The 11,922-nt window shown below is 38.3% G+C and carries 10 protein-coding genes; 2 read left to right on the top strand and 8 right to left on the bottom strand.

Annotated elements, in window-relative coordinates; genetic code table 11:
* The 7 genes from tatC to ATS76_RS15130 all read right to left on the bottom strand — a co-directional run bounded on the left by tatC (position 1) and on the right by ATS76_RS15130 (position 5,570).
* A complete protein-coding gene (gene tatC / locus ATS76_RS15160) occupies positions 1-741 on the bottom strand; it encodes a twin-arginine translocase subunit TatC (protein ID WP_058552749.1) in 741 nt (246 codons plus the stop codon).
* A 48-nt stretch (positions 742-789) separates the two neighbouring features.
* Positions 790-1,122: a Sec-independent protein translocase protein TatB gene (tatB, locus tag ATS76_RS15155; protein WP_058552748.1), complete on the bottom strand. Its 333-nt coding sequence runs from the start codon at positions 1,120-1,122 to the stop codon at positions 790-792.
* Positions 1,123-1,127: 5 nt separating this feature from the next.
* Positions 1,128-1,367: a Sec-independent protein translocase subunit TatA gene (tatA, locus tag ATS76_RS15150; RefSeq protein WP_058552747.1), complete on the bottom strand. Its 240-nt coding sequence runs from the start codon at positions 1,365-1,367 to the stop codon at positions 1,128-1,130.
* Between the two features lie 80 nt (positions 1,368-1,447).
* Positions 1,448-3,049: a ubiquinone biosynthesis regulatory protein kinase UbiB gene (gene ubiB, locus ATS76_RS15145; protein ID WP_058552746.1), complete on the bottom strand. Its 1,602-nt coding sequence runs from the start codon at positions 3,047-3,049 to the stop codon at positions 1,448-1,450.
* Positions 3,050-3,058: 9 nt separating this feature from the next.
* Entirely contained in the window at positions 3,059-3,733 is a 675-nt protein-coding gene (locus tag ATS76_RS15140) for a ubiquinone biosynthesis accessory factor UbiJ (RefSeq protein ID WP_058552745.1), read from the bottom strand.
* Between the two features lie 11 nt (positions 3,734-3,744).
* Entirely contained in the window at positions 3,745-4,500 is a 756-nt protein-coding gene (gene ubiE / locus ATS76_RS15135) for a bifunctional demethylmenaquinone methyltransferase/2-methoxy-6-polyprenyl-1,4-benzoquinol methylase UbiE (RefSeq protein WP_058552744.1), read from the bottom strand.
* 83 nt (positions 4,501-4,583) lie between these two features.
* Positions 4,584-5,570, bottom strand: coding sequence for a GGDEF domain-containing protein (locus ATS76_RS15130; RefSeq protein WP_058552743.1), 987 nt, complete (start codon positions 5,568-5,570; stop codon positions 4,584-4,586).
* Positions 5,571-6,049: 479 nt separating this feature from the next.
* Here ATS76_RS15130 and ATS76_RS15125 point away from each other — a divergent pair, with 479 nt between their 5' ends.
* Together ATS76_RS15125 and ATS76_RS15120 are read left to right on the top strand one after the other, a co-directional pair.
* Positions 6,050-7,831: a DUF885 domain-containing protein gene (locus ATS76_RS15125; RefSeq protein ID WP_058552742.1), complete on the top strand. Its 1,782-nt coding sequence runs from the start codon at positions 6,050-6,052 to the stop codon at positions 7,829-7,831.
* Positions 7,832-7,919: 88 nt separating this feature from the next.
* Entirely contained in the window at positions 7,920-9,401 is a 1,482-nt protein-coding gene (locus tag ATS76_RS15120) for an FMN-binding glutamate synthase family protein (RefSeq protein WP_058552741.1), read from the top strand.
* 169 nt (positions 9,402-9,570) lie between these two features.
* On the opposite strand, the gene ATS76_RS15115 is transcribed toward ATS76_RS15120, so the two are convergent.
* Positions 9,571-11,721 carry a winged helix-turn-helix domain-containing protein gene (locus ATS76_RS15115; protein WP_058552740.1) on the bottom strand — a complete coding sequence of 717 codons (2,151 nt, stop codon included), beginning with the start codon at positions 11,719-11,721 and terminating at the stop codon, positions 9,571-9,573.
* Positions 11,722-11,922: the final 201 nt, after the last annotated feature.

Raw genomic sequence — 11,922 nt, 5'->3', positions numbered from 1 at the left:
TTATTCCTCAACTTCTTCTCGTGGTTTAGCGGTGTAAAATTTCGCTAAAATTAAACCTAATTCAAACAAAAGCAGCATAGGGAATGCTAAAAGTGTTTGTGATAGAACGTCGGGCGGTGTTAAAAACATCGCTACTACAAAAACACCCACCACAATGTAAGGGCGTTTTTCTTTTAAACTCGCAGTTGTGGTTGCCCCACTCCAGCATAACAGCATGATGGCAACCGGAATTTCAAATGCCACACCAAACGCAAAAAATAGTTTTAATACAAATCCTAAGTAACTACTTATATCTGGCGCGAGAGTCATCATTTCAGGACCTGTATTGGTAAAAAAACCTAAAATAATGGGTAGCACTACAAAATAGCAAAATGCTATACCGCCATAAAATAGTAAAATGCTTGAAGCAAGAATTGGCATCAGCATTTTCTTTTCGTGTTGGTATAACCCCGGAGCTATAAACCCCCAAATTTGATGCAATATCCAGGGTATAGAGGCAAATAAAGCGACAAATAATGTCAGTTTAAATGGGGCGAAAAAGGGAGCAGTTACATCGGTTGCAATCATGGTTGCAGTGCTTGGTAAATGAGACACTAACGGCTGCGCAACAAACGTATAGATATCATTTGCAAAATACACTATTGCAATAAAAATAACTAATATACTCAACAGTGACTTTATAAGTCTGTCGCGTAGCTCTATTAAATGAGCTACAAATCCCGATTTTACTTCTTCAGCCATTATTCTTCATACCATTTAATAAGTGGACCACATAAAGGTAAATTAAATTCACTTTTTTTCATCAATAATTTGTTTTGGTTCTGATTCTTTTGGCTGTTTTTTATAGCTGTGGGTTACCGATTCAGCAGCTTGCTTTAGCTCACTTAAAGAGCTTTGCAACTCAGGGCTTAAATCTTGCAGGTTTTGCTGTTCAGCTTTTTTTAGATTTTCGTGGAGTTCATGTACGCGCAGCTCTTCACTGATCTCAGCTTTAACAGAGTTAGCCAGAGATTTTACCGTTTTGATCCAGCGACTAACTGTTCTTATTGCTACGGGTAAACGCTCAGGCCCCAGTACAACTAAGCCTACAATAAAAACAACAATTAGCTCCCACATGCCCATGTTAATTAAACCTTATCACTGTCTTTGGTTTTTTCTGTGTCTGTGGCTGCGGTATTTTGCGATTTTTGAATTTGTTCAGGTGTCTCTGTTTCAGTTGGTTTTTCATCCGACATTGCTTTTTTAAACCCTTTTACAGCTCCGCCTAAGTCACCACCCATGCCGCGTAATTTTTTAGTACCAAAAAGAAGTACAATGATTGCTAAAACAATCAATAATTGCCAAATACTAATGCCGCCCAATCCCATGGTTTTCTCCAATTAATAAAATGATTAAATGTATATTTTAAATACTAATTATACGCTCTAAACTGCAAATAGCACTTTGTTTATGTGTGTCGCCAAGCAGCAATAAAACATGCGACAGAACAGGTTATTGTAAGACCTGCAGCAATGAAATCATGCTGTAAATAACACAATGCTGACACCACCAAAGTAGCACTCCCCAACAAACTAAGCACTAAAGGTTTATGAGATACTGGTTGTATAGGCACTTGTTTGCGTGCGGGACGCTTTAGGTTTTGATAAATCAAATCGGGAAGTTCAGGCATTTTTTCTGCCCAAAACGGTAAGTTTGCATACATTTGTTTTAACACAGACAATGGACCTACTTGTTCCTTTACCCACTGTTCTAAAAAGGGTTTAGCAGTTTTCCATAGATCAAGCTGAGGGTAAAGTTGCCTTCCCAGCCCTTCTACATACAGTAAAGTTTTTTGTAGTAATACCAACTGTGGTTGCACCTGCATATTAAAGCGACGCGCAGTGTTAAATAAATTTACCAGCACATGACCAAATGATATTTCAGCAAGGGGCTTATTAAAAATAGGCTCACACACCGTTCTAATAGCAAACTCAAACTCTTCTATACTGGTATCTTCAGGGACCCAACCAGAATCAACATGCAGTTGTGCAACTTGACGATAATCGCGATTAAAAAAGGCGATAAAGTTTTCTGCTAAATAGCGTTTATCTTCTTTACTTAGGGTGCCAACAATGCCGCAATCTATACCAATATATTTTGGGTTCTCGGGGTGCTCGCGAGATACGAAAATATTACCTGGGTGCATGTCAGCATGAAAAAAACTATCTCTGAATACTTGCGTAAAAAACACTTCTACACCACGTTCTGCAAGCAATTTCATGTTTGTATTTTGCGCTATTAACGACTCGGTGTCTGACACGGGTATACCGTAAATGCGCTCCATGACTAACACGTTGCTTCGACTGTAATCGCTATAAACAGTGGGGATGTAAAGCGCATCAGAATCTTCAAAATTACGTTTTAATTGAATGCCATTGGCGCCTTCACGCATTAGGTCTAATTCATCAAGCAGTGTTTTTTTATACTCTTTTACTACTTCTACGGGGCGCAAACGTTTTGATTCGTTATGTACATTGGCAAGTACTTGAGCGAGCTTTTCCATTAATGCTAAGTCGGCATTTATTTGTTCATGGATGTTTGGGCGAATTACTTTAATAACCACATCTTGTTCAATATTATTGTCGTCAATAAGCGTTGCAGTATGCACTTGTGCGATTGAGGCGGATGCTAATGGCGTTTGTGAAAATTCACTAAATAGCTCGCTAATATCATTAATTTCAAGTGCATTTTCTATAATTTTTTGTGCTAGTTCGCCTTCAAAAGGCTGAACTTGGTCTTGTAAAAAGGCAAGCTCTTGCGCGATATCGTGAGGAAGTAGATCGCGACGTGTTGACAACATTTGACCAAATTTAATCCATACAGGGCCCAGATCTTGTAATGCTAAACGTAAGCGCAGCCCGGCAGGTTTTTCTTTATGCTGATTTCGTAACCAAAATAAACACCCTCTGGCAATTTTTGCAAACCAAGGCGCTTTATTTTTAGGTACTAATTCGTCTAAACCATAGCTAAGTAATGTTTTAGTGATGTAATACAATCGTGAAGAAAACACAAAAAGTCCTTAGCGTGTTATAGCGTTTAATAAAGTGTTTATACGCTGCTCTATAGCGGCAACTTGGCCTTTTAGTTCTCTATTTTGTTGTTTAAATTGTGCAAGTTCTAAAGGGTGAATAGTGACTGCTAATTCGTCTTGAAATAAGCTTGTAAGTGTAGAGCTTAGTTTTGCTGTTACTTTACTTCCTTGATGCTTTAGCGACATTAAATGCATATAAAGTTGTTGAGCTGGTGCATCGCCGATATACGCTGATAGTTGCTCAGGCCAATCTATGTCTATTTCCGAAAATGCACCGCTATATGCTTGAGCTATATTCAAATCACCTTGTAAATCAAGTTTATCTTGGCGAATTAACTGAGTAAGTATGGCCGGGTTTTTAAGTGCAACAAGCGTGTCGATATCAGCGCTGATCATGCAATCGCTATAATCGCTGTTATCTGCGGTATAAAGGTGTAATTTTTCGTCAGCAAAAACAAGTTGTATGGTTTGTTGCCAGTCTCTAACTTCAACAAGTAAACGCTTTTGTTTTACTGTAGTTAGCTTGTGGGCAACGTTAGGGTCGAGTTTAAGTGCTTGGTTTAAAATGCGCTCAATAAGCGAAAGTACAAAGTGGGGTAGCATCAAAAAGGTTGATGTATTTGTATCATCACTGGTTTTTTCAGTTGCTTGATCAAGCGCCATGACTCTGTGCCTTAATATTTAAAACCACGGTGAAGGGCAACAATTCCGCCAGTTAAGTTTTGATACGTTGTTTGTTCAAATCCAGCTTCATTCATCATTGCTTTAAGCGTATCTTGGTCTGGGTGCATACGAATCGACTCTGCTAAATATTGGTAAGACTCACTGTCGTTAGCAACTAGCTTGCCCATTGTTGGCAGTAAATTGAACGAGTAAAAGTCATATGCCTTGCTAAGTGCTTCATGTTTTGGCTTAGAAAATTCTAATACTAATAAACGACCACCTGGCTTCAATATGCGGTACATAGAGCGCAGTGCTTTATCTTTGTCGGTTACATTACGTAAACCGAAGGCAATGGTGATCACATCAAAGCTATTATTTGGAAATGGCAGCATTTCAGCATTCATTTGCACGTAGTCAATATTGCCTACAAGGCCCAAGTTATGAAGCTTTTCACGGCCTACTTTGAGCATAGATGAATTTATATCGCCCAAAACCACTTGGCCAGTTTCACCGACTAGTTGACTAAATTTTGCCGTTAAATCGCCTGTACCACCTGCTAAATCGAGTACATGATGGCCTTTACGAACGCCAGAACTGGCTATAGTTTGACGTTTCCATAAACGGTGTACACCAAAAGACATTAAATCATTCATTACATCGTACTTAGCCGCAACAGAGTGGAATACGTCTGCAACCATTGATGCTTTTTCATTTTCAGCAACAGTTTTGTAGCCAAAGTGCGTGGTCTTTTCAGGGGTTTCGTTCATGATTAATCTCTATCGTGGCAATAAGTACTAGTGTACTTTATTGTGCACCGAAGGTGCAATTTGAATATGATTTATCAGGTGTTTTATTGACCGGCGGTAAAACTGCTTTGACCAAGTGAGCGGGCTTTAAATGCCGCATGAGACGCTTTTTTAGCCAGTTGGTTAAAGTCTTCTTTTTGCTGATGCTGGGCAATACCTAATGATAAATTAATACTAGGCAGTTTTGCACCACTTTTTGAACTTACAAAACGCAGCTTTTCAACGCCCTTACGGACTTTTTCAGCAATGAGAATTGCTGTTTCAGGGTCAATGTCCGCTAGTAAAACAGTGAACTGATCTTTAGCAGTACGCCCTGGTAAACCACTTTGCATCACATACTTTTGAACTTGTTTAGCCACTTTATTTAAAATGACTTCACCAATAACATCGCCAAAGTTATCCACAAAATGGGCTAAGTTATCTATTTGAATGGCAATGGCACAAATTGACTTGGATTGGTTTGTCCAAAGTTCAGTTTGCTGGGTCAAATAATGACGTTTAAATAAACCGGTTTGACTGTCTATAATGTGTTGTTTTCGAAGTTGAGAAAGTTGTTTTTGTGTTCTTTCATGTAGTTTTTTAGCTCTAGCTAGCTCTTGCTTAAACTTTTTATGCTGGGCGAGTAACTCAGCAGTTTGCTTATCAAGTTTATTAAGTGCTTGGCGGCTTTGTTCTATATTATTTTCGTCAAGCGAATGGACACATTCACTCACTTGATCAGCAAAGCGGCTGATTTGCTTTTCTGTATTTTGTGCATTGTTAGATAATGAGGTAATAACACCGTCTACGTTTTGAATCATCGACACTTGCGTATTGTGTCCGATGTTTAAAAACTCAAAGTAAAGCTGCTCTATTAATACACCATCAATGTTTTCATCGGTAGAAATAGCGCGATCTAATGTTTTATTTAATTTTAGATTTGCTTGGCTAACATAGGTGTATACAACTTGAAAATTCAGGGGCGTTGGCGGCAATGCATAACGTTCTAAGAACAAACACACTTGAGTCATTTTCTCTTGAGCAATAGCCATGGAATCATGGAACATCATTATTTAATACCAACTAAGTACGCATCAATGCTTAATTTATAATTTCATTCCATGAGTCGATTGTGCGTCCGAGCTTTTTTATTATTTTTTTTAATACAGTAATTGTTATAACTGCTATTAAAAAGCAAAAATAGGGCCAAGGGAACTTAAATTTTACTTTAGTCGCTTAATAGCTGCTTTTCTCATCAATTAGGCTTGTTTTTAACTCATTTAATATGATTTATCGTTTAATAAATATTTTAAACGGTATTTTATAGGGCTGGTTTTTATTTAGACACTCACCTTACAATTGTGTTTTTAGTATTAAAATAAGAGGCGTACCATAAGCAGTGTTTTGAGTTTAACGTTAAGTAAGTTTTAAACCTAAAAGACACTCTCAGCAACGATGCTTATCTCATTTACTTGCTATTTACTGAGTCTGCGATAGTTTTGTGAAATTCATTATCTGACTAAACTTTATTATGACGAATCATTTATTACTCAAGCCAATACGCAATACGCTCATCAGCATGACGTTTTTATGTACTTTAAGTGCCTGTCAAACCACAAACCATAACGTCGATAGTCAATTTACAGCGATAGCTAACAGCATTGTAGATTACCGACAAACTATGAGTCCTTATGCTAACACTGAGGGCGTTAATGGTTATTTGTTGGCTAATTTATCGCCTGAGTTTTTAGAGCAGCAATACAATAAAAAAATTCAATTTTTGGCTGAGTTAGATGCAATTAACACAAATAAATTAAATGCTGAAAACCAAATAAACTTCAACATTATTCGGGCGCAGGTACAAAACAGTGTTGACGAATATGTATTTAATACTCATTACATGCCGTTAACTTCTGAGTACGGTTTTCATTCTGGCTTATCGTATATTGTAAAGAGTAGCCAATACAAAACACTGCAAGATTATCAAACTTATTTAGCGCGTTTGGCTCAGGTTCCTCGCTTTTTTGAACAAAACATTTATTGGATGAAAAAGGGTCTTGAAACAGGTTTAACGCAACCTAAAGCGGTACTTGAAGGGTACGAAGAGTCAATATTGGCCTATATAGTTGATGATGTTACAACATCTGAGTTTTACAAACCTTTTTTAAAAAATAGTGCAGGGTTGCCTGAGAGTGAATTTAAATCGCTTCAACAACAGGCTAAATTGGTAATAAAAGATAAAGTAATTGAATCGTATAAAAATTATTTAGCTTTTTTTACACAGGAATACCGCCCCGGTGCGCGCACTACCATAGGGATTTCAAATACGTCAAACGGGGAGTCGTTTTATAAAAATAGAGCAAAATATTACACCACTACCGAGATGACCCCTAAAGAAATACACGAGCTGGGGTTACAGGAAGTAGCCCGCATTCGCGGCGAAATGGAAGCAATCATAAAAGAAGTTGAATTTGAGGGAACATTTGCAGAGTTCATCCACTTTTTACGAACCGATCCGCAATTTTATGCAACTACACCAGAGCAACTGCTAAAAGAAGCAGCATACATAGCTAAAAAAATGGACGCGCAACTACCAAAGCTGTTTCATACGTTACCCCGTAAACCATATGGTGTTGCGCCTGTACCTGCGAGCATTGCACCTAAATACACAACGGGTCGCTACTCTGGGTCAAATAGGGATGATGAGGCAGGGTATTATTGGGTAAACACGTACGCACTTGATAAACGCCCACTGTATGTACTAGAAGCGCTGACTTTACACGAGGCTGTACCTGGCCATCATTTACAAATATCATTGAATGCAGAGCTAGAAACCCTGCCAAGCTATCGTCGAGATGCGTATTTATCGGCCTTTGGTGAAGGCTGGGGGCTTTACTCTGAGTATTTAGGCATTGAAGCCGGTTTTTACCAAAGCCCATATAGCCGATTTGGCCGTTTAACTTACGAAATGTGGCGAGCGGCTCGCTTAGTGGTTGATACTGGTATGCATATGTATGGCTGGAGCAGAGAGCGTGCTATGCAGTTTATGAGCGAAAATACGGCGTTGTCGTTACACAATGTGAAAACCGAAACGGATCGCTATATAACTTGGCCTGGCCAAGCGCTGTCGTACAAAATTGGTGAGCTCACAATTAAACGTTTACGTAAAGAAGCTGAGCAAGCACTTGGGCAAAATTTTGATATTAGGGAGTTTCACCATCAGGTATTACGCCATGGGTCTGTTCCTTTATCAGTTTTAGAGGCGCAAGTACGTTTGTATATTAATGAAGAGTTAGCCAAACAGAAGAGTTAACTTACAAATGGTTAATTCTTGAATGCATAAAAGTGTTGTGTCATGTTGGGCATAGCACTTTTTTATTTTTACAGCAGCGAACCCTACAATGAATAATTTTATAATGTTTAGTATTGATGTATTTGCGAGTCTATTTATTGTTTTTTTAGGTTTGCTGGTTTTAATTGTCGTTATTTTTTATATCCGCGATGTTACACAAACAAAGCATGCAATTAGACGAAATTACCCGGTAATTGGGCGCTTTAGGTATTTTTTTGAACGCCAAGGCGAGTTTTTCAGACAGTACTTTTTTGCCCTTGATAGAGAAGAAATGCCTTTTAACCGTGCTGAGCGAAGTTGGGTTTACCGTGCTGCAAAAAACGTAGACCGTACTGCGGCATTTGGATCTACACAAAGCTTAGAGGTCACAGGTACGGTCATGTTTATGAACTGCGCCTTTCCTACGCTTGATGAGGAAGCGCTTGCGCCAAGTGAAGTAACGCTTGGGCCCTATTGCCAAACACCTTATTCAACCAATTCGTTATTTAATGTATCGGGAATGAGCTTTGGTGCGCTGTCTAAACCCGCTGTCCGTGCTCTTTCTAAAGGAGCAAAGCTCGCAGGCTGTTGGATGAACACGGGTGAAGGTGGCTTGAGCCCTTATCACCTTGAAGGGGGCGCCGATTTAGTTTTTCAAATTGGTACTGCTAAATACGGGGTACGCGATGAAAGTGGGCAACTCAGTATCGAAAAGCTCAAACAGGTTGCAGCACACGAGCAGGTTAAAATGTTTGAGCTTAAAATGAGCCAAGGTGCTAAACCCGGCAAGGGAGGCATGCTTCCAGGGCGCAAGGTAAATGCGGAAATAGCTAAAATACGCGGTATCCCTGAGGGGGAAGATTCTATTAGTCCAAATGGGCACCCTGAAATTAAAAACCCCAGTGATATTCTCGATATGATTGCAACGGTACGAAATACTACAGGTAAACCAACTGGCTTTAAGGCCGTTATTGGTGCGTATGGCTGGTTAGAAACCTTATTTGCTGAAATAAATCACCGTGGTATAGAGTCAGCTCCTGACTTTATTACTATTGATAGTGCCGACGGTGGAACCGGTGCCGCCCCTCAACCCTTAATGGACTCTGTGGGATTACCGCTTCGTGAAAGTTTACCGCTAGTAGTTAATATGCTTGAAAAACATGGACTGAGAGATCGCGTTAAAGTCATTGTTTCGGGTAAGCTTATTGTGCCTTCTAAAGTTGCTTGGGCGTTAGCGCTTGGGGCTGATTTTGTTGTGTCGGCGCGCGGGCATATGTTTGCATTAGGGTGTATTCAGGCAATGCAATGTAACAAAGATTCTTGCCCTACCGGTATTACTACTCATAACGAACGCTTACAGCGCGGTTTAAACGTTGCTGATAAAGCGCAGCGAGTGGCTAACTACAATAAGTATATTCACTATGGCGTGGGGCTTATTGCTCACTCATGCGGCGTAACAAGTGCACGAGAGCTTAAACGTGAGCATGTACGCATAGTGCAAGAAAGTGGCCTTTCGGAGCCATTAGACAAAATTTACGAAAATTATAAGTAAGGAACGATAATATCTATCAGATAGGTGGCTCTGCAAATTATTTAGGCAGCTATGATGTACCTTATATTACAAACTTTAGAACCTAGAGCTTAGCTAAATCTTACAAATAAATTTCTTGCCATCTGCATTAATTCTTAAACCAAAGTGAGGCTATTACTCTAAAAAAGCTCTAATATTTTGGTGTATTCTCAGAGTAAAGCTTAATACTATTTAGGTTGCTGGTTGATACAAATGAAACAGCCAACTTATCATTGTTTACTTTTATATTAAGGATATAGTCATATGGTTTCATTTTAAATACGCTTTTTGGGTCTTGCATAGTATTTAGGGCAACATTGTAAACTTCTTGATAGGTAGCTAAAAAAAGAGTTGTATCGTTACTTGCCATAGTGATTAATGATGGTTTTATATGAGTTATGTTATCTGGAGTTTCCAGCATACTATAGGTATTAGTTAGACTGTTAAAAATTAGGAATTGCTTGTGTTTAGCATTTACAATTAGTCGGGTGTCGTCAAACCAAGCGAGTGAAAGAGGTGTATCAATATCACTAATAACTTTATTGTTATTTTCAGTGTTTAGTAACATTAGCTCATTGTTCTGGCTATCGGCATTGGTGTATATAACTGCTACTTTATTATTTTTGATTGCAGCGAAGTTTACCTGATGAGGTATTTTCCATTGTTTAATCACACTGTAGTCTTTAGCGTTTAATATCTCAAGCTGTTTATTACTGTAGCTTAAGAGCCGAGTACTAGTTGAATTTGCTGCTATAATCTTTTTTTCAGTACCTAATTTATCTGTAATGTTGAAATATTGATTATTAGTTTTTAACCAGTGCTTCAGTTTTTGTCCATAACGAGTGGAGAAATAGGTTTTTTCATTATTTAATGCTATGGCGTCTTGCTCATGCCTATCTGCTGAGGCAATATAATTCATGGTCGTAGTTTTTAAATCTAGGATACCCACATCATAGTCGTGCAAGTCAGTGCTAATTAGTAAGCTTTTTTTACTAAGGGGGTAAACATAGTTTGCCGCATCAATCGGTGCTTCAATCGCTTGTTCTAATTGCATTGAAGCGAGAGAATATGATCCAATTTTTGAATCAAATCGGTTATACCAAATTAATGAATTACTATCTTCTGAGAAAGTTGCCGCCCATATCCTGTGAGAGCTGGTTGCTAGTCGCTTCAAAGAACTTCCATCCAGATTAGCCATATATATCTCAGACTGTCCTAAGTTGTGACGTTCGAAAATAATTCTATTCGGGTTAGATATAGATGTCAGGAAATAGTCGCCAGTCCCTGCAATATTAGGTGTAGTGATACGCAACTCTTCTTTTGTAATTTTATCATAAGCATATAAGGCATTGAGATGAGTAACCCCTCGGTATTTGTTGCGACGAAATATCGCTATGTCACCTACCTCATTGTATTGCGTTACTTTTGTTCCTTCAATTGAGTGACTTTGCATTAGCTCCTTTTCGATTTTACCAGATTTTAAGTTACTAGCTTGCCATTGCATACAGCTACTATAATCGCTATTGGAACATTTATAGTAAAATAGCCTTTCACCATCACCGGACCAACCAAGTGAGGTAACATTGCCTGAGTCTACTAGATATTCCTTTCTGTTTTTGAGGTCCATCACGTATAAGTCACTACGCATTTTCTGTTCTTCGTTTGTAAGTGTATAAGTTAATTTACTTTTATCAGGAGGTAATAATAACTTGGCATAAAGCCCTTTATGCCAAGAAATAGTTTCACCTTTTAACATCAAAAAAGGAGCTGAAGATGAGGAGTTACTTTTAGTTTTGGCTGGTTCTGAGTAGAGCCATAAGGCGGTAGTGATTAAAATTAAAGCAATTATAATAAGCCAAGAATTATATGCTTTCTTTAGTGGCTTAGTGAGTTGTTGTGCATGTAAAGCTTCAGGGCAAATATTCGTTTTTAGATTTTTTGGTTGTATGATTGATTCTTTAGGTAGTGAGCTCAATGGAAGAAATAAACTATAGCCTTTACGGTAGTGTGTTTTGATACTTTGGCCGGGTTGTTTCGTAGATTTTAATGCTTTTCTCAATTCTGAAATAGCGCGATTAATTGCATTGTCATCTACAAAACTTTGTTGCCAAATATTATCAGCCAATTCTTTACGAGAAATTATTCGTCCATCATTTTCAATAAAGTAAGTTAGTAGTTTGAATAATAGAGGATCTAGCTCTCTTTCGATGTCGCCATCGCTAATGCTTTGCCGATCAATGTTTAAAAGCCACTCGCCAACCAGTATTGTACTTCCTTGCGTTAAAAAATGTGCCTGGCTCATACCGTCCCTTAAAATTACCTATAACTTTAACGTTAGAAATAATATCAGAAACAGCTCCCTTTTAGGGATATTTCACGCCTAACTTTGATATATATTATCTACCTCTTAAAACTAGGAGTTCTTAATGCTGTAATGATCCGACGAACAAATATAAACACTAATATTTGTGTTGTCGGCTGCGATAATTGTTAATTTAATCGC

Origin of the sequence: Pseudoalteromonas sp. 10-33 (assembly GCF_001469195.1) — a bacterium.
In the GTDB taxonomy this organism is placed as follows: Bacteria; Pseudomonadota; Gammaproteobacteria; order Enterobacterales; family Alteromonadaceae; genus Pseudoalteromonas.
Note: the sequence above shows the minus strand (reverse complement) of the source record. Positions and strands in the feature narration are given on the sequence as shown.

What these genes read in the sequence shown, in the direction of transcription:
- tatC (WP_058552749.1), bottom strand. Translation starts at nt 741, where the DNA reads ATGGCTGAAGAAGTAAAATCGGGATTTGTAGCTCATTTAATAGAGCTA.
- tatB (WP_058552748.1), bottom strand. Translation starts at nt 1,122, where the DNA reads ATGGGCATGTGGGAGCTAATTGTTGTTTTTATTGTAGGCTTAGTTGTA.
- tatA (WP_058552747.1), bottom strand. Translation starts at nt 1,367, where the DNA reads ATGGGATTGGGCGGCATTAGTATTTGGCAATTATTGATTGTTTTAGCA.
- ATS76_RS15140 (WP_058552745.1), bottom strand. Translation starts at nt 3,733, where the DNA reads ATGGCGCTTGATCAAGCAACTGAAAAAACCAGTGATGATACAAATACA.
- ubiE (WP_058552744.1), bottom strand. Translation starts at nt 4,500, where the DNA reads ATGAACGAAACCCCTGAAAAGACCACGCACTTTGGCTACAAAACTGTT.
- ATS76_RS15130 (WP_058552743.1), bottom strand. Translation starts at nt 5,570, where the DNA reads ATGGCTATTGCTCAAGAGAAAATGACTCAAGTGTGTTTGTTCTTAGAA.
- ATS76_RS15125 (WP_058552742.1), top strand. Translation starts at nt 6,050, where the DNA reads ATGACGAATCATTTATTACTCAAGCCAATACGCAATACGCTCATCAGC.
- ATS76_RS15120 (WP_058552741.1), top strand. Translation starts at nt 7,920, where the DNA reads ATGAATAATTTTATAATGTTTAGTATTGATGTATTTGCGAGTCTATTT.
- ATS76_RS15115 (WP_058552740.1), bottom strand. Translation starts at nt 11,721, where the DNA reads ATGAGCCAGGCACATTTTTTAACGCAAGGAAGTACAATACTGGTTGGC.